Genomic DNA, 16,464 nt, shown 5'->3' on the forward strand with positions numbered 1-16,464 from the left:
ATGGCGACTAGGCGCGCAAAGAAAACCGACGTAGTCAGCCCCAGCTCGGCGGAATTGCGCAAGGCCGTTGAGGCCATCGCGATTCAGCCCAAAAGCGGCAAAATCACGCTGCTGACGCGCAAGCTGTTCAACGTCTTGCTCGCCGTCGCGCAGCAAGCGGATGAATCCGGCGACACGTATCGCGCGCTGCTCTCCGATATCGTCGCAAATTCGGCCTTCGATTCGAACGACACGGCACTGGTCAAAGAACATTTGCGCCGCATGGTTTCAGTGCAAGTGGAGTGGAGCACCGGTACGTCGAGCCAAAAACCCGGCCGCAAGTGGGGCATATCCACGCTGATCGCGGACGCGGAAATTCTCGAAGACCCGTCTACGCGTCGGGTCTGGGTCGAATTTTCATTCGCCCCGAAGATCAAAAAAAAGCTGCTCGACCCGGTTCAGTATGCCAGGCTGAGCCTGCAATTCCAGAGCCAATTGCGCAGTAGCGCCGGCCTCGCGCTGTACGAGATCTGCGTCCGGTATCTGACGAATCCGAGCCATCTGACGATGCGCGAAACTTGGGAATGGTGGCGGCCGATCCTGTCTGGCACGCCCGATACCGAAGCCGGCGACGAGGCGAAACGCGAGTACAAATACTTCAAACGCGATTACCTGCGTCCCGCGATTGCCGAAGTCAACGCCGTAACGAACATCTTCGTCGAACTGGTGGAGCATCGAGAGGGACGGCGTGTCGCCGAAATCCAGTTCCGCGTGACAGAGCGTAAGCAGCCGATGCTCGCGTTGGATGAGCATCCGAACGTTTTCGACAGCACGCTTGTCGACCGCATGGTGAAGATCGGCATCCCGCTCAAGGAGGCGCAGACGCTCTACGCGGACAGCGAGGAAAACCGCATCCGGGCCGCTCTGCTCATGACGGAGCAGCGCATGCGCAGCACGACACTGCCGCCGGTTCGCAGCGCAGCCGCATTGTTCAAAGACGCGTTGAAGAAGGGCTATGCGCCGCCGGTCGAAGCCTTGCCGTCGGCTGCGAACGGCGCATCACCGCGGGCCGGTGCGCCAAGCGCTGCAGCGGCCGACGATCTAAAGGCGCGCTTGTTGGGCGAATTCTCGGCTTTTCGACGAAAAGAAGCTCGTGCGATGTACGAAGAGCAAGGTGAGGAAGAACGGGAGCTCGCACGCCAAAGCTTCGAGCAGGAGTTGTTGCCGGAACTCGGGGCGCATATGCGCGACGATTGGCGCAAGCGCGGCCTAGACTCCAAGCTTGCCGAAACGTCGTTCTTCGACTGGCTCGCCCGGCGGACGTGGGGCGAGCCGACCGATGGCGACCTGCTCGCTTTTACACTTAGCCAGTCGCGAGCAGGCTGAACAAGGCGGCACCAATGCCGCCGGCTCGCTGACGTTAATTCTGCGTGTTGGCTTTCTCCAGCATCGTCTCGATCTGATGCAGCAACTCGTCGCGTTTATCGCGCGACAAGCCCCGCAGTCTCAATTCGAGCCGATCCTCGCCATAAGACTTGAGATCCCCGACTGCAACGCCGTCCAGTTTAACCTCCAGACGCTGCGCATACCGTTGGCGACCGGCCGGCTTCGGTGCCTCTTGCCCGCTGGCTCGCCCCTTGACGATGTCCGCGACCTGGCGAGTGCTAAGGTCGTCCGACGTGATCTTGTTGATCAGCCGGAGCGTCGCGTCGCTACCACGCGCCGCGTGATAGCGAGAGATCTGGTAGGCCATATTCGAACCGAACCGGTCTGGCCGGGCGACCATCTCTTGCATGACGTTTTCGGGCAGCTTCGCGATGGATAGCGCCACGGCGATCGTCGATTCGTCCAGCCCGAGATGTTCCGCCAACTCGCGCTGACTCTGGAAGTGTTGCTCGTCGAGGAAGCGGCGCCACACGACCGCGTTGTCGAAGACGGTCTGCGAATCGCGCTGGACGTTGAGGTCGTAGCCGAGCTTGTAGCTCTCGATGCCGATCGGCAAGTCCACGACGACTGCCTTGACCGTCTCCTTGTTAGCCTCCTTCAGCGCCCGCACGCGCCGGCCGCCGTCGCTCACGAAGAACATGCCCGGCTCGTCGTAGTCGGGAATGACATGGATGGCTTGTTGCTGGCCTTGCTTCGCTAAATTGACTGCCAGTTCGGCGATCGAAGCCTTCAGGTAGAAGTGACGCGGGTTGAACGGGCTCGGTTTAATGGCCTTGAGCGGCAATTCGATCACCTGCCCTACCGTGTAGCGATTCGCTCTCCGCCAGGCTCGGTATGGCTCTGACTCGTGTGCCGCGTTAGCGTCGGGTTGGTCGTCGGCGACAAATGCGCTCGACCGGCCATTGGCTGCGGCTTGCGAGACCTGCTGCAGGTCGACGATGCCGTCGATCGCGTTGATTCGATCAAGCGCGGTTCTCTTTTCACTGCTCGTGGTATCGGGACGGGCTTTGAAGCCCTTTGCGAACTGCGACGGTTTCATTCAGGGTCCTTTATGCGCATAAAGTCAGGCGAGCATGGCGAGGATCTCGTCGGCGCACGCGCGGATCTCTGCCGCCGCGAGCCGTGAGCCGCGATCCGTCATTTGCAGCACGGTCTGGCCGAGTGCCATTGCTTGTTTGTAGCACTCGCGGGTCGGAATCTGCGTCTTGAGCAGCGGGAAGCCAAGCTCCTCGAGGGCGACTTTTAGCTCCCGCGTCAGCATGCGTTTCTCCTCGGTTTTGTTGAGCAAGAAGACCGCGCGCAGGTCTTCGTTCATCACTTGCGCCTGCTGCACCAGCTTGACCAGCCCGACACTCGACCAGTAATCGGCGGGCGACGACGACGTCGGGATGACTGCAATGCTCGCGGCGAGGAGGACCACGCCCGAGACCTTTTCCGTAATCGACGGTGGACAATCCACAACGATGATGTCGTAGTCGTTGATGAACTTCCTGATCTCGCGGTGGATCTGGCCGCCCGCCTCCGACAGATTCACCACCGGAAAGGGAATGCCTGACGCGTCTTCCGAGGCGGCGCTCGACCAATGAATCAGCGTGTTCTGACCATCGGCGTCTACAACTAGGACGCGCTTGTTCTTTTCGTGAAAGGCTGCGCCAAGATGCATCGCTATAGTACTTTTGCCGACGCCACCCTTTTGTTGCGTGATCGCTATGATTTCCGCCGCCACGTTTTGCTCCGAAAATGTCTATTTGAAATTCTACATAGCGATAGAAGTTTTTCCAGCGATATTCGACTTAAAGTCACGCGTTAGCCAAACGGACGACTCTTTATGCGCATAAAACCGCCGGGTCTGGCGCGCGCGGCGCTTTATGCGCATAAAGTCCCACGTCCACACTCGGCCGATAGACCGGTTGGCGAAATCGCCTATGCTTGTCGCTGACCAACCCGGTGAGACGCGCCATGACCGTTCGCAACCTCGACACTCTGTTCGCTCCACAGTCGATCGCAGTAATTGGTGCGTCGTCACGCGCGGGAAGCATCGGTGAAATGGTGTGGAAACGTGCCATCTCGTCCGGGTTCGCGGGCCAGATTTGGCCGGTGAATCCGAAGCACGCCTCGCTCGACGGACAACAGGTCTTTGCTGACATCGACGACTTGCCCGAGGCGCCGAGTGTGGCGGTCTTGTGTACGCGGCCTGAAACATGGCCTTCGCTGGTTGAGAGTCTCGGTCGGCGAGGAACGAAGGCAGTCCTGATCATCGGCGAGGTGGATGGAGGCGGCCCCACTGCGTCGCATGGAGCATCCGCGCATTCATCACAGCAGACATGGACATCGCTAACGTTGGCTGCCGCCCGCCCGCATCTGCTTCGCGTCGTCGGGCCGTCGAGCCTCTGTGTCATGACGCCGTCGATCGGCGCCTGTCTCGGTGCGCCGGTGTGCGAAGTGAAATCGGGCGGAGTCGCATGGGTGTCGGCATCCAACGCGCTGACGAACGGCGTGCTCGGGTGGGCCCGTGCTCGCGGCCTCGGTTTTTCGAGAGTTGTCGCGCTCGGCGACGAAGCCGACGTTGACGCCGGCGACGTCGTCGACTTCCTGGCGAGCGACGCGTCGACGCGGGCAATTCTTCTCGCCATCGAAACGATAAGCGCCGCCCGAAAATTCATGTCCGCCGCGCGTGCGGCCGCGCGAAACAAGCCCGTGCTGGTGCTGCGAACCGGTCGTAGCGACCCGTTCGACCGGCTGTACGGCGCTGCGTTTCGACGCGCAGGGCTCGTCCGCGTCGACTCACTCGACGACCTTCTCGACGAAATCGAAACCCTTGGCGTCGGGCGCGTCGCCTCGAGCGACGCGGCGACCGTCATTACGAGCGATCGCGGCGTGGCGGCCCTTGCGAAAGACGCCTTCGGCGCGGCGGGAGGCGGGCTCGCGAACCTTCCCGCAGCGGCACGGGACGCCGTCGCGACTGCGTTGCCGGGAGCGCAAGCCGGTAACCCGCTGCTGCTCGGCGACGACGCATCGGCGAGCGATTTCGGCGACGCGCTCAGAACGCTCGCACCGTATCGCGAGACCGGCACGGCGTTCGTCGTGCATGCGCCGACGCACAGCGCGCCCGTCGCTGACGTTGCGCGCACGCTGATCGCGGAGCGCCAGCATACCTATCGCGGTCTGCTTGCATGCTTCTTCGGATGCATCGATGCGGCGACCCGCGACGATCTTCACGCGGCCGGAATACCCGTGCACACAACGCCGCATCGGCTGGCGCGCGGTTTTGCGCGACTGGTCGACTTCCGGCACGGCCGCGAATTGCTCATGCAGACGCCCGACGGGCTGCCCGCCGACGTGCCAAAAGACATCGATGATGCGCAAAACGAGGTCCGCGCCGCACTGGCGACCGGCACGTTGGAACTGGAGGGGGAACGCGCAGCGCGCATTCTCGTTCGCTTCGGCATCGCCGTGAAGCCGGGCGCTTGCAGTGCAAGGTCAAGCGAGGCAATCGAAATACAGACGCGCCTTCTCGATCATCCTGTCTTCGGCCCCGTGTTCGAGTTTCGTGCAGAGGGCGCGCTCGGGCTCGCCGATGCGCTTCATGAGTTCTCGCTTCCGCCGCTGAATCCGGTGCTCGCTCGGGATCTGATCGCACGCTCGCCGCGCTCGCGGGAGTTGCCTGGCGAGATGCTGCTGCATACGCTCACGGCGCTGTCGCAACTCGTCTGTTATGTCGAGGAAATCGTCGCGCTTCGGCTGACGTTGCAGGTGACGCGCGACTCGGTTGCCGTGCACGAGCCGCAACTGACGTTGGGCGCGTGCCGCAAGCCCCTCGCGATCGTCCCGTATCCGCGTGCGATGGAAGAGACGCTCGACTGGCGCGGCATGCGCATCACCGTGCGGCCGATTCGACCGGAGGACGAAGACGCGCACCGGGCCTTTGTCGCTGCGAACACGGCGGAAGATTTGCGACTGCGCTTCTTCGGCGCGGTGCGCAGCTTCGATCATTCGCAACTCGCGCGCATGACGCAAATCGACTACGACCGCGAGATGGCGCTCATCGTGACGCGAACGAACGCGGACGGTGCGTCCGAGACCCTTGCGGTTGCGCGCGCGATCGCCGACCCGGACAACGAGACGGCCGAGTTCGCGCTCGCCGCGCGCTCCGACATGAAAGGGCAGGGCTTAGGCTCGCTGCTGCTCACGCGAATCATCGATTATGAAAAGAAGCGCGGCACGCGATGGATGATTGGCGAAGCCCTGCGGGAGAACGCGGGCATGATCGGGCTGGCGCGCAAGCTGGGTTTCGAACTGACGCGCACCGACGACCCGGGCGTCGTCGGTTTCAGGATGCGGCTCGGCGAGACGCCGGCATAGCCGCTGTCCGTCACGCGTAGTTAGACGCCGATCTTCGACAATGCGTCGTCGATCTGCTCGCGCGACAGCGACAGTTCGCTCAGCAATGCTTCGGCATACGAAGCGCCGGTCTCGCGTTCGAGCCGCGCGATGGTGAGTGCGCAGCGCGCGGCGTCCTTCGGCGTCGCGATGAACGACTTCACGGAATGTCCCGCTGTGAACGCTTCGAAGAGCGGCGTGCGAATTTCGTCGGGCAACGCGCGCGACGTCCACTGGTACGGCTTGCCGTTGTACGTCAATTGCGGCGGCAGCGTGCGCTCTTTCTTCGCGGCGGGGATTAGACCGTAAGTGCGCGCCGCCTCGCCGATCTGCTCGGGCGAGAAGAGTTCGTCCGGGCTAATGTCGAACTGCGCGATGTGCGCTTCGATGGCCTGCATGGCGGCGGCGCGATCGTCGCGCTTTTTCTGCGCGCGGGCGACGATGTCACGAAGTTCATCGGCCTCGTCGGTCGTGATGGTGAAGCTCGCCTGCTTTTGCTGGAGCTCGGAAAAGCGCAGGAACTCGGAATCGGAAAGAAGTTTCGCCATGGATGATGCGTCGAGATAAGCACGGCGGCTCGCAATGGGCAGCCGCTATTTTGAGAGGGCCGCCATTCTAACGTGATCCGCGCGCGGCTCAGACGCGCGACATCGAAAGCGCGGCAGCGGCGTCCCTCAAGAGCGAGGTGACTTCCTCGATGGACGGCGCCACGTACTCGTCGATTCGCCGCATGTACGGACACGTCAGCGCCGCGATTGCTTGCCCCGACGGACCCAGCAGCGGGAACGTCACGTCCGTGATGCCGAAGGTTTGCTGACTCTCCTTCTTCGAATAGCCCGCTTCCCGGATCCGTCGATAATCGGCGTCGAGCACGCTGCGGTCGATCGGCAATTCGCCTTTAACCTTCGTATGCTCGGCCAACATGTGGTCGCGCTGTTCGTCGGTTTGAAAAGCCAGTATCACGCGGCCCGATCCGGTGTCGATCAATCCGACGCGCGAGCCGAGACGCACGGAAATGCCCCAGGCGCCCGGGCCGTCCACCTGCGCGATGACGAGCAAGTTGCCGCGATCGTAGACGGCGAGATGCACCGATTGCTCCGCCGCGTCGGCGAAACGCTGCATGACGGGCAACGCCTCTGCGATCAGCCGGTTCATCGGCGGATGACGGTGCGCGAGCGCATACAGCTTGAGACTCAACGAGTAGCGGTCGCCCTCGGGCGAGCGCACCACATATTGCCGCGCGACCAGCCGCTCGAGCATGCGATACATCTCGCTCGCGTTGCGCCCGAGCAGTTTCGTGATTTCCGCACGCGTGAGCCCCGACTTCTGCTCGGCCAGCAGTTCGAGAATGTCCAGTCCCTTGTCGAGTGCCGGCGCGCGATATCGGTCGGCATCGTTGTCTTCGGCGTCCACGGCGGTTGGGGTCTGTCGGTTCATGTTCTGGCGTGGGTTCGTGCGTCGGGCCACCGTGCTTAGGGAATACACCGACCGTCCAAGGCCGCGCCATCCTTGACTTGGTTTTGTGCGTCTATGAATAATACGTTCATTAATGAATGAACCGCCACCCCGAGCGCTAGATTCGCCAACAGCTCGATCCGCAGTCAATCGCACTAACTCTCCAAGGCTTGCAGATGACCGCTGAAAAGCAGGACGTTTTGCCCCGACGCCGAATCGGATCGACTTCGCTGGAAGTGACGGCGCTGTCGCTCGGCACCGCGCCGCTCGGCGGCCTCTATCACGAACTGACCGAAGACGAAGCGCGCGCCACCGTGGATGCCGCGTGGCAAGCGGGTCTCCGCTTCTTCGACACTGCGCCGCACTACGGTCACACGAAGGCCGAGCATCGTCTGGGCGATGCGCTGCGCCGGTATCCGCGTGAAGACTTTGTGCTCTCGACGAAGGTCGGCCGCCGTTTCGTGCCGCGAACGACGCCCGATGACGGGAGCGAAGGCTGGGCGAATCCGCTGCCGTTTCAGGCTATCTACGACTACACCTACGACGGCATCCTCCGCTCGTTCGAAGACAGTCAACATCGGCTCGGCATGATCGATATCGACATCGTGCTCATTCACGACATCGGCCGATACACGCACGGCGAAAAGAACGCGCACTACTGGCGTCAATTGACGGACGAGGGCGGTTTTCGCGCGCTCGATGAGTTGAAGCAATCGCGCGGCGTCAAAGCCGTCGGGCTCGGCGTCAACGAGGGCGCAGCCGTCATGGAAGCGATGGCCGAATACGACATCGACTGCGCGCTTCTCGCCGGACGTTACACGCTTCTCGAACAGAACACGCTCGACGATTTGCTGCCCGAATGCGAGAAGCGCGGCGTCAGTATTCTGCTCGGCGGAGCGTTCAACTCGGGCATCCTCGCGCGCGGTCTGGATACGAATGCGCACGGGGATCTCAAGTTCAACTACGGCGACGCGCCGAAAGAAGTCGTTGAACGCGTCGGCAAACTGGAGCGCGTCTGTCGCGACTTCGGTGTGGCCCTTTCCACCGCGGCACTCCAGTTTCCTTATGCGCATAAAGTTGTGGCGACCGTGCTGATGGGCGCGCGCACGCCCGACGAAGTGCGCCAGAACGCCGATTCGTTTGCGACGCCGATTCCGCCCGCGCTATGGGATGCGCTGCGCGCCGAAGGGCTGCTTCACGCGAACGCGCCGGTGCCGCGATGATGCCGGACGACGCAATCGACGCGCATCAGCACTATTGGGACCCTGCGCGCGGCGACTACGGCTGGCTCACGCCCGAGCTTAAGCCGCTCTATTGCGTATTCGGCCCCCACGATCTCGCGCCGCTGCGCGAGGCGACGGGCGTCGCTCGCACGGTCGTCGTTCAGGCTGCGCCGACCGTCGATGAAACCCGCTATCTGCTTGCACTGGCCCGCGACGATCAATCGGTGGCTGGCGTCGTCGGCTGGGTCCCGCTCGATTCCGACGACGCGCTCGACATCATCGACGAATTCGCGCGGGAACCGAAGTTCAAAGGCGTGCGCCCGATGCTTCAGGACTTGCCCGACGATACGTGGATCGCTCACGCGCCCCGCCACGCGGCAATACAGCGCCTCATCGAGCTCGATCTCGCCTTCGACGCGCTCATCTTCGCGCGGCACGTGCCGTCGCTGATCGAGTTCGCGCGGCGGTTTCCGTTGCTGCGCATCGTCGTGGATCACGGCGCAAAGCCGCCGATTCGCGACGGCATCGACGCGGGCTGGCAACCGTGGGCGGATGGCATCGCGCAACTGGCGGCGCTGCCGCAGCGGCTTTACTGCAAGCTGTCCGGCCTCGCCACCGAAGCCGCGCCGAACTGGACGGATGCGACGCTCCAACCCTACGTCGCGCATCTCATCGATCAATTCGGCGCAGAACGTCTGATGTGGGGCAGCGATTGGCCGGTGCTGAATCTCAACGGCGGCTACACTGAGTGGCATGCTGCCGCCACGCGCCTCACCGCGCATCTCGAAAAAGCCGGGCAAGCGGCGATTTTCGGCGCAAACGCCCGCGCGTTCTACCGTCTCTGAGACCCGCCATATACCCGGCATGTCTCGAAATTAACCTGGACTGGAGCAGTGGATGGTACAAAGACTGGCAGGCAAGACCGCGCTGATCACGGCGGCCGGACAAGGCATCGGGCTCGCGACGGCCGAAATGTTCGCGGCTGAAGGCGCGCGCGTCATCGCGACGGATATCCGCATCGAATCGCTCGAAGGCAAGCCGTTCGAGGCGCGCAAGCTCGACGTCCTCGACGCTCAGGCGATCAGCGATCTCGCGAGCGAGATCGGCCCAATCGACGTGCTGTTCAACTGCGCGGGATACGTTCACGCCGGCTCGATTCTGGAAGCGACCGAAGCCGACTGGGACTTCGCCTTCGACCTGAACGCGAAAGCCATGTACCGCACGATTCGCGCGTTCCTGCCGGCCATGCTGGAGAAGGGCGGCGGCTCGATCATCAACATGTCGTCGGCGGCGTCGAGCGTGAAGGGCGTGCCGAACCGCTTCGTGTACGGCGCGTCGAAGGCGGCGGTGATCGGCTTGACGAAGTCGGTCGCGGCGGATTTCGTCACGCGCGGTATCCGCTGCAACGCCATTTGCCCGGGCACCGTGGAATCGCCGTCGCTGAAGGAGCGCATCGCGGAGCAGGCGCAGGCGCAAGGCGCGACCGTGGAGCAAGTGCAGGCCGCGTTCGTCGCGCGTCAGCCGATGGGGCGCGTCGGCCGCGCGAGCGAGATCGCGGCGCTCGCGCTGTATCTCGGCTCCGACGAGTCGTCGTTCACCACGGGTCAGGTTCACGTTATCGATGGCGGCTGGTCCAACTGACCGTCCGTCGCTTTTCAACTTCCAGAACCACGAGGATTACATCAGATGAAGCTGCTTCGTTACGGCCCCAAGGGTCAGGAAAAGCCGGGCCTGCTCGACGCGGACGGCCAGATTCGCGACCTTTCGCCGGTCGTGGGCGACATCGCCGGCGACACGCTGACCGATGCGGGCCTGGCGAAACTGCGCGCCGTCGATCCGGCGTCGCTGCCCGTCGTCGAAGGCAATCCGCGCATCGGACCGTGCGTGGCGCGGGTCGGCAAGTTCGTGTGCATCGGCTTGAACTACGCGGACCACGCAGCCGAATCGAATCTGCCGGTGCCGACCGAGCCGGTCATCTTCGGCAAGTGGACGAGCGCCATTTGCGGCCCGAATGACGACGTCGAGATTCCGCGCGATTCGAAGAAGACGGACTGGGAAGTCGAACTGGGCGTCGTGATCGGCAAGCAAGCCAAGTACGTCGACGAAGCCACGGCGCTCGATTACGTCGCGGGCTATTGCGTGATCAACGACGTGTCCGAGCGCGAATGGCAGCTCGAACACGGTACGCAGTGGGACAAGGGCAAGGGTTTCGACACGTTCGGCCCGATCGGGCCGTGGCTCGTGACGAAGGACGAAATCGACGATCCGCAGAAGCTCGACCTGTGGCTCGAAGTGGACGGCCATCGCTATCAGAACGGCAACACGAAGACGATGGTCTTCACGGTCGCGCAACTGGTCGCGTATTTGTCGAAGACGATGAGCCTGCAGCCCGGCGACATCATCTCCACCGGCACGCCGCCGGGCGTCGGCATGGGCGTGAAGCCCAGCCCCGTGTTCCTGAAGGCCGGCCAGACGATGCGTCTCGGCATTCAGGGCCTCGGCGAGCAGCAGCAGAAGACCGTCGCGGCCAAGTAATACCCCGCGCGTTCCAAACAGAAAACCTCGCCGCGGCGAGGTTTTTTGCTTCTTGGCGATAAGAAACCTACGCGTCGTAGAGCGCTTCGGCCGCGCCGTCGCCGATGCGCGTGATCGTGCCCTGCGCCACCGCGACGAGCCGCTCGGTGTTGCCGTCGGTGACGAAGACGTCGCATTGGCAAGTCGCCTGCGCCATGCCCGCATGAACCACGCGCGCCCGCGCCATCAGCGTGCCCGTCACCGCCGGGCGTAGATGATTGATCTTGAACTCGCCCGTGACCACCTTCGGACCGAGCCGCAATGCGCCCGCGAAGGTGAGCGCGTTATCGACCAGATAGCTCACCACGCCGCCATGCACGAAGCCGTGTTGTTGCCTCAATTCGTCGCGGATCGGCAGACACAGCGTGAGACTCGCTGAATCGACCTGCATCAGCTTGGTTCCAAGCAAGGCGCTGAACGGCTGCGCGTTCAGTGCACCGCGTGCGATATCGACAATTTCGGCCATTCGGACACTCCTTGGTGGGTTCGGCGCCGTCCTGCAAAGACAATAGATAGCGTTAGCGCGCTTCGCAAGGAAGTTCGGCAAAAATCGTGCAACGGTGCGTTTCGGCGTACCGCGACGCCCGCGCGCCCGGACGTGTTCCTGCATGACAGCTCCCGCCGCCAACGATTCAAGCTTGTCGCGATGCCTGCCGTAAACCGCACTGTCGCCGTCATGGAACGGTCAATCGTCAGTACGGGTGGAAGTGATGTTTGGAAAAATCAAGGTTGCATCGGGCTTGCTCGCGGTACTCGTCGTGTTCTGTGTCTTTCAACTCGTGACCGAAGGGCTGGGTTTCTGGTCGCTTTCGAGGACGCACGACGACGTCAATAATCTTTCGAACATCGCGCTGAAGCAGGTCAACGCCGTCAACAAGACCACGCAGCATCTGATGGACGCGCGCATCAACCTGTCGCGCGCCGGTACGCGCATGGTGCGCGGCGGCACGGAGCCGGTCGAGATTGTGCAGCACGCGCGCGAAGAGCTCGCGAGCGCGGAAAAGTCGTTCGGCGCTTTCATGAACGCGCCCAAGACCGGCGATGAAAACGTCGCGCGCATGAACGCGCTGCAGGCGAAGTACGCCGAGTACGCGAAGGCGCTGTCGGAGCTCGTGCAGTATCTCGACGCAGGCAATATCCAGGCGTTTCTCGATCAGCCGACGCAGGGCTTCCAGGACCGCTATCTCGCGGAACAGCAGAAGTTCGTCGACTTCGGCAATGCGTCGAGCAACGCGTATCTCGAATCGATCGACACGCGCTACGCGTGGTTCCGCGCGGTGGGCATGGTGATCGCGCTCGCGCTGATCGGCGGCGTCGTGCTCGTGCACTTAGCGCTGCGTCGCGGCGTCATCGCGCCGCTGGAAGAAGCCGGCCGCCACTTCGAGCGCATCGCGCAAGGCCGCCTCGACGAGCGCATCGCGGATCGCGGCAGCAATGAAATCGGCCGCCTGTTCGCCGGTCTCGCCGCGATGCAGGCGAGCGTCGCGAACACCGTGAAGACCGTGCGTGAGACGTCGGAATCCATCAACTTCGGCGCGGACGAAATCGCAAGCGGCAACGCGGACTTGTCGGCGCGTACCGAGAATCAGGCGGCTTCGCTGGAAGAAACCGCATCGAGCATGGAAGAGCTGACCGCCACCGTGCGCCAGAACGCCGAACATGCGCGCGAAGCGAACGCGCTCGCGGGCGAAGCACTCGAAGCGACGTCGCGCGGGTCGAGCGTCGTGGACGACGTGGTCGACAAGATGCGCGTGATTGCTCGGAGCTCGGACAAGATCGCCGAGATCATCTCCGTGATCGACGGCATCGCGTTCCAGACCAACATTCTCGCGTTGAATGCGGCCGTCGAAGCGGCGCGCGCAGGCGAGCAGGGCCGCGGCTTCGCGGTCGTCGCGGGCGAAGTGCGCGGCCTCGCGCAGCGTTCGGCGCAGTCGGCGAAGGAAATCAAGGAATTGATCGGCGAATCCGTCGCTCAGGTCAGCGACGGCTCGGAACTGGTCGAGCGCGCCGGCTCCGCGATGCGCGAAGTGTCCACGTCGATCTCGCGCGTCACGCAGATGATGGCGGAAATCAGCGCGTCGTCGCTGGAGCAGAGCGTCGGCATCGAGCAGGTGAATCAGGCGGTCACGCAAATGGACGAGATGACGCAGCAGAACGCGGCGCTCGTCGAGCAGGCCGCGGCTGCCGCGTCTTCGTTGCACGAGCAGACGCGCCAGTTGAAGGCGGCGGTTTCCGTGTTCCAGCTCGCCTAAGCAGGCAACGACGCGTACGCCGTGGCAAGGTGATAAGGCGTCGTGGACGGCATTTCCGCCCGGCTGATGCTGCCATCGGCCGCGCGGCACTCCACCCATCCCCGCGCGTGCAAGAAGCGCGCGGCGTATCGGCCGATCTGCTCGCCGGGCGCGTCGCCGCGCGTGGCGAGCGCCCGCAGATATTCCGTTTGCGCCCAGATGCGCTGCGTGCCGTCGATCACGCGGCCGGTTTCATCGAGCGCGGCGAACACGCCGCCTGTCTTCTCTTCGATGCCGTTCTTCTGCGCGAAGTCGAACGCGCGTTCCAGCCGCTCGTCCAGCGCGGCAGCCTTGAACGCAGCGTGCCCGCTGCCTTCGACCAGGAAATACCATTCGAACTGATGTCCCGGCTCCAGCCGGTTGTCCGCCGCGCCGATAGGCAGTTCGGCGATGCAGCCCGTCGGCTCGTGCACGAAAATGCGCGCGATCCATTCGGCGAGCGTGGCGAGGCGCGCGTCGTACGCGGCGTCGCCCGTTGCTTCGCGGGCAGCGAGCCACGCTTCCGCAAGGTGCATCAGCGGGTTTTGCAGCGGGCCTTCCAACATCGCCGAGAAGTCTTCCGCCACGACCGCGTTCAGCACTTCCCCGACATGCGCGAACCGCGATTCGATGAGCTTAGCCGTTTCGTCGAGGACGGCGAACGCGCGCGCCGATCCGCTCTTGCTCGCGTAATGCGCGCACGCGAAAACGACGAACGCGTGCGTGTACAAGTCCTTTTGCCGCTCGAGCGGCGCGCCGTTTGCATCCACGCTATAGAACCAACCGCCGTGGCGCGTGTCGTGAAAGTAGTGCTGCAACGACTCGAACAAGGTTGCCGCGTGGTCGAGATCACCCGCATCCGTAAAGACGAAAAGCTGGCGCGCGCACGCCATTGCGCGATAACGCTTGGGCGGCAGCGGCGCGTGGTCGTCGGGACCGACGGCTTCGTACGGCAGACGCAGCGTCGCGTTGAAGCCGGGGCCGCGCCAAAGCGGAAGCACGACGTTCGCGTAATGCGCGCGCAGCGCTGCGCCGGATTGAAGATGCGCGGGCGGCGTCGACGGCGCGCCGGGCGTGGATTGATGTTGCATGCGACAGTCTTTAGAAGTGTTCCGAGAGGCGCTACGGCGTAGCCTGGCAAGCATAGCAAACGGCGCTCGTCGCGCGACAAGCCGGCATCACGAGGAGAGAAAAACATGTTGAACAACGTCGAACTTGTTTCCCGGCTCGTCATGGCCGCCGTGCTCGGCAGCGTGATCGGCTTCGAGCGCGAGCGGCTTTCGTGGGCCGCCGGGCTGCGCACGCATATGCTCGTGTGCGTCGGCTCGGCGCTCATCATGATCGTGTCCGCGTTCGGATTCGCGGATGCGCTGAAGGCGGACCATGTGGTGCTGGACCCATCGCGCGTGGCGGCGCAGGTCGTATCGGGCATCGGCTTTCTCGGCGCGGGCTCGATTCTTTTGCGCGGCGAAATCGTCCGCGGCCTGACGACGGCGGCGAGCCTGTGGTCCGTCGCGGCCATCGGACTCGCGGTCGGCGGCGGCCTGTACACGGCGTCGATCGCGGCGACCGCGATCATCCTCATCATTCTGGCGGGCCTGAAGCCGCTCGAGCGACGTTTCATCTCGGTGAGGCAGCGCCGCCAACTGACGATGCTCGTCGATCGCGGCTCGCTTTCGTTTCATGCACTGCACGAGGCGCTCGGGCCGGGCAGCGTGCGCGTGAAGCAGTTCGTCGTGCAGCAGAGCGAAGAGTCGCCCGATTCGGACGAGGTGCAAGTCGAGTTGTCGCGCGTGTCCGAGCAGGAATATCGGTCGATCTGCGCGCGCTTGCGGCAACTCGAAGTCGTCCGCGAGTTTCGCGAAGACGGCAACGTCTGAGCGGCGGCGCGCGAACGCATCGCACGGATGCGAAATTGAACGCTGAAACATCGCGCAAAGCCGCTGGATAAGGCCCGCAGCCGTGCGACAATGCGGCCTCGAAATTTATCGCCGGACCGCGTGGGCGCGCTGCGCGCCAGCAGTTCGGCCGCAGTCTTTCGATCCGCAGCTTCCGACCTATGCCAGATTCCGCTGTACCCCGAAATCCTGACGTCTCATCGGACGATACCGTTCCTTCCGCGAAAGCCGGCCGCCGGAGTCCGGCGCGCACCGCGCAGCGCGTCGCCCAGCTGCGCGAAGCGATCCGCCCCGGCGAAACGCTCGACCTCTTCGCCGAGGACGCGGAACGCGCCACCCAGCAGGCGATGAACACCGATATTCGTCAGGGCACCTTCGAGGGCTTCGAGTTGCCGGAGGTGTTTCTGGCGGCGGTGGAATCGTCGGCGAGGCGGCGCGCAGCGCGTGCAGCGGCTCCGGCCGAAGCGCGAGAGGAGACGCCGATGCAAGGCGAGTTGATCGCGGATTCGCCCGACACGCCTGATTCGGGGGATGAAGGCCCGACGCTCCTTGCTACCGCCCCCGCTTTTCATGCGCCCGATGCCGTCTCGCTCGATCGGCACGTCGCGGCGGTCGGCTCGCACTGGTTTCAGTCGTTCGCCTGGCTTCTGTGCGCCATGCTCGCGACCTACGCGACCGTCATCGCCCAGCCGACGACGTGCATTCCGACCCTCCCCGACCTCTTCAGCGCGCGATAGTCCCCTGCGGCAACATGCCCCGGGGTCGCGCAGGATGACCGCCGCGCGGCCCCTCACGCCCCGCCCCTATTTTTCAACCGGTCAAAAAAGCCGTGTCTGTAGAAAAACTACAACATTTTTGGGAAGGAAATGCTGCATCGCACTAGGAATCCGGCAGGGCAAACCCTATAATCATGGCTAAGGGAAAACCCTCAATCACCAACCGGAGTCTCACATGAGCTACCTCTTCGCACTGCTGCAAAAATTTGCTTCGCTGTTCGAATCGGCGCATCTGCCGATGGACAAAGACTACTCGTATCAAGCGCGTTTCCGCGAATCGGAGCGTCAGCGCAAGGCACGCGGCACGGCTTTCGGCATCCGTCTGTAATGCGCGGCTAAAGGCGGCGCGGGACACACACTAGAAGCAATATGCGACGGCAAGCGCCGTACACCCGCCCGCCAGTTCTGTAGTTTTTCTAGCAGTTTTCTAGCATTTCACTTCCGCGCTCCGAGCGCGCGTCAC

General features: G+C 63.5%; 15 protein-coding genes and 2 pseudogenes. 10 read left to right on the forward strand and 7 right to left on the reverse strand.

Annotation, left to right across the window (positions count from 1 at the left end; genetic code table 11):
• On the forward strand, positions 1-1,365 hold the full coding sequence (locus LDZ26_RS13465) for a replication initiation protein (protein WP_244849678.1): 1,365 nt from the start codon (positions 1-3) through the stop codon (positions 1,363-1,365).
• Positions 1,366-1,399: 34 nt separating this feature from the next.
• On the opposite strand, the pseudogene LDZ26_RS13470 reads toward LDZ26_RS13465, so the two are convergent.
• The 3 genes and pseudogenes from LDZ26_RS13470 to parA all read right to left on the reverse strand — a co-directional run.
• A pseudogene (locus LDZ26_RS13470) lies at positions 1,400-2,293 on the reverse strand (ParB/RepB/Spo0J family partition protein); the annotation flags it as partial.
• A gap of 65 nt (positions 2,294-2,358) precedes the next feature.
• A pseudogene (locus LDZ26_RS25665) lies at positions 2,359-2,464 on the reverse strand (chromosome partitioning protein ParB); the annotation flags it as partial.
• 24 nt (positions 2,465-2,488) lie between these two features.
• Positions 2,489-3,151 (reverse strand): ParA family partition ATPase, encoded by a 663-nt coding sequence (gene parA, locus LDZ26_RS13475; protein ID WP_244849680.1) that lies wholly within the window; start codon positions 3,149-3,151, stop codon positions 2,489-2,491.
• Between the two features lie 233 nt (positions 3,152-3,384).
• Here parA and LDZ26_RS13480 point away from each other — a divergent pair, with 233 nt between their 5' ends.
• The gene (locus LDZ26_RS13480; RefSeq protein ID WP_244849681.1) at positions 3,385-5,787 is read left to right on the forward strand and encodes a GNAT family N-acetyltransferase; all 2,403 of its coding nucleotides are present in this window, start codon (positions 3,385-3,387) and stop codon (positions 5,785-5,787) included.
• A 20-nt stretch (positions 5,788-5,807) separates the two neighbouring features.
• Here the strand turns inward: LDZ26_RS13480 and LDZ26_RS13485 are convergent, their stop codons facing one another.
• Positions 5,808-6,353, reverse strand: coding sequence for a hypothetical protein (locus LDZ26_RS13485; protein ID WP_244849682.1), 546 nt, complete (start codon positions 6,351-6,353; stop codon positions 5,808-5,810).
• An 88-nt stretch (positions 6,354-6,441) separates the two neighbouring features.
• The gene (locus tag LDZ26_RS13490; protein WP_244849683.1) at positions 6,442-7,242 is read right to left on the reverse strand and encodes an IclR family transcriptional regulator; all 801 of its coding nucleotides are present in this window, start codon (positions 7,240-7,242) and stop codon (positions 6,442-6,444) included.
• Between the two features lie 194 nt (positions 7,243-7,436).
• Here LDZ26_RS13490 and LDZ26_RS13495 point away from each other — a divergent pair, with 194 nt between their 5' ends.
• From LDZ26_RS13495 to LDZ26_RS13510, 4 genes are read left to right on the forward strand one after another with little or no spacing between them, the layout of a single operon-like run.
• Positions 7,437-8,483, forward strand: coding sequence for an aldo/keto reductase (locus LDZ26_RS13495; RefSeq protein ID WP_244849684.1), 1,047 nt, complete (start codon positions 7,437-7,439; stop codon positions 8,481-8,483).
• On the forward strand, positions 8,480-9,328 hold the full coding sequence (locus tag LDZ26_RS13500) for an amidohydrolase (RefSeq protein WP_244849685.1): 849 nt from the start codon (positions 8,480-8,482) through the stop codon (positions 9,326-9,328). Before LDZ26_RS13495 ends, LDZ26_RS13500 begins: the two co-directional genes overlap by 4 nt.
• Before the next feature lie 52 nt (positions 9,329-9,380).
• Positions 9,381-10,124 (forward strand): SDR family oxidoreductase, encoded by a 744-nt coding sequence (locus LDZ26_RS13505; protein WP_244849686.1) that lies wholly within the window; start codon positions 9,381-9,383, stop codon positions 10,122-10,124.
• 45 nt (positions 10,125-10,169) lie between these two features.
• On the forward strand, positions 10,170-11,018 hold the full coding sequence (locus tag LDZ26_RS13510; RefSeq protein ID WP_244849687.1) for an ureidoglycolate lyase: 849 nt from the start codon (positions 10,170-10,172) through the stop codon (positions 11,016-11,018).
• Between the two features lie 67 nt (positions 11,019-11,085).
• Here the strand turns inward: LDZ26_RS13510 and LDZ26_RS13515 are convergent, their stop codons facing one another.
• Positions 11,086-11,523 carry a PaaI family thioesterase gene (locus tag LDZ26_RS13515; protein WP_206469020.1) on the reverse strand — a complete coding sequence of 146 codons (438 nt, stop codon included), beginning with the start codon at positions 11,521-11,523 and terminating at the stop codon, positions 11,086-11,088.
• A gap of 244 nt (positions 11,524-11,767) precedes the next feature.
• Between LDZ26_RS13515 and LDZ26_RS13520 the strand changes: the two genes are divergently transcribed.
• Positions 11,768-13,309 (forward strand): methyl-accepting chemotaxis protein, encoded by a 1,542-nt coding sequence (locus LDZ26_RS13520; RefSeq protein WP_244849688.1) that lies wholly within the window; start codon positions 11,768-11,770, stop codon positions 13,307-13,309.
• Here the strand turns inward: LDZ26_RS13520 and LDZ26_RS13525 are convergent.
• Positions 13,306-14,418 carry an AGE family epimerase/isomerase gene (locus tag LDZ26_RS13525; RefSeq protein WP_244849689.1) on the reverse strand — a complete coding sequence of 371 codons (1,113 nt, stop codon included), beginning with the start codon at positions 14,416-14,418 and terminating at the stop codon, positions 13,306-13,308. The genes LDZ26_RS13520 and LDZ26_RS13525 overlap by 4 nt on opposite strands.
• Before the next feature lie 105 nt (positions 14,419-14,523).
• Here LDZ26_RS13525 and LDZ26_RS13530 point away from each other — a divergent pair, with 105 nt between their 5' ends.
• The 3 genes from LDZ26_RS13530 (at position 14,524) to LDZ26_RS13540 (ending at position 16,329) form a co-directional block, all read left to right on the forward strand.
• Positions 14,524-15,207 carry an MgtC/SapB family protein gene (locus LDZ26_RS13530; protein ID WP_244849690.1) on the forward strand — a complete coding sequence of 228 codons (684 nt, stop codon included), beginning with the start codon at positions 14,524-14,526 and terminating at the stop codon, positions 15,205-15,207.
• Positions 15,208-15,386: 179 nt separating this feature from the next.
• The gene (locus LDZ26_RS13535) at positions 15,387-15,962 is read left to right on the forward strand and encodes a hypothetical protein (protein ID WP_244849691.1); all 576 of its coding nucleotides are present in this window, start codon (positions 15,387-15,389) and stop codon (positions 15,960-15,962) included.
• Positions 15,963-16,176: 214 nt separating this feature from the next.
• The gene (locus tag LDZ26_RS13540) at positions 16,177-16,329 is read left to right on the forward strand and encodes a hypothetical protein (protein ID WP_244849692.1); all 153 of its coding nucleotides are present in this window, start codon (positions 16,177-16,179) and stop codon (positions 16,327-16,329) included.
• Positions 16,330-16,464: the final 135 nt, after the last annotated feature.

Origin of the sequence: Caballeronia sp. SL2Y3, assembly GCF_022879575.1 — a bacterium.
Lineage (GTDB): Bacteria > Pseudomonadota > Gammaproteobacteria > Burkholderiales > Burkholderiaceae > Caballeronia.

Excerpts from the sequence above, each read along its gene's own strand:
- LDZ26_RS13465 (WP_244849678.1), top strand. The coding sequence starts at position 1 with ATGGCGACTAGGCGCGCAAAGAAAACCGACGTAGTCAGCCCCAGCTCG.
- LDZ26_RS13480 (WP_244849681.1), top strand. The coding sequence starts at position 3,385 with ATGACCGTTCGCAACCTCGACACTCTGTTCGCTCCACAGTCGATCGCA.
- LDZ26_RS13485 (WP_244849682.1), bottom strand. The coding sequence starts at position 6,353 with ATGGCGAAACTTCTTTCCGATTCCGAGTTCCTGCGCTTTTCCGAGCTC.
- LDZ26_RS13490 (WP_244849683.1), bottom strand. The coding sequence starts at position 7,242 with ATGAACCGACAGACCCCAACCGCCGTGGACGCCGAAGACAACGATGCC.
- LDZ26_RS13495 (WP_244849684.1), top strand. The coding sequence starts at position 7,437 with ATGACCGCTGAAAAGCAGGACGTTTTGCCCCGACGCCGAATCGGATCG.
- LDZ26_RS13500 (WP_244849685.1), top strand. The coding sequence starts at position 8,480 with ATGATGCCGGACGACGCAATCGACGCGCATCAGCACTATTGGGACCCT.
- LDZ26_RS13505 (WP_244849686.1), top strand. The coding sequence starts at position 9,381 with ATGGTACAAAGACTGGCAGGCAAGACCGCGCTGATCACGGCGGCCGGA.
- LDZ26_RS13510 (WP_244849687.1), top strand. The coding sequence starts at position 10,170 with ATGAAGCTGCTTCGTTACGGCCCCAAGGGTCAGGAAAAGCCGGGCCTG.
- LDZ26_RS13515 (WP_206469020.1), bottom strand. The coding sequence starts at position 11,523 with ATGGCCGAAATTGTCGATATCGCACGCGGTGCACTGAACGCGCAGCCG.
- LDZ26_RS13520 (WP_244849688.1), top strand. The coding sequence starts at position 11,768 with ATGTTTGGAAAAATCAAGGTTGCATCGGGCTTGCTCGCGGTACTCGTC.
- LDZ26_RS13525 (WP_244849689.1), bottom strand. The coding sequence starts at position 14,418 with ATGCAACATCAATCCACGCCCGGCGCGCCGTCGACGCCGCCCGCGCAT.
- LDZ26_RS13530 (WP_244849690.1), top strand. The coding sequence starts at position 14,524 with ATGTTGAACAACGTCGAACTTGTTTCCCGGCTCGTCATGGCCGCCGTG.
- LDZ26_RS13535 (WP_244849691.1), top strand. The coding sequence starts at position 15,387 with ATGCCAGATTCCGCTGTACCCCGAAATCCTGACGTCTCATCGGACGAT.
- LDZ26_RS13540 (WP_244849692.1), top strand. The coding sequence starts at position 16,177 with ATGAGCTACCTCTTCGCACTGCTGCAAAAATTTGCTTCGCTGTTCGAA.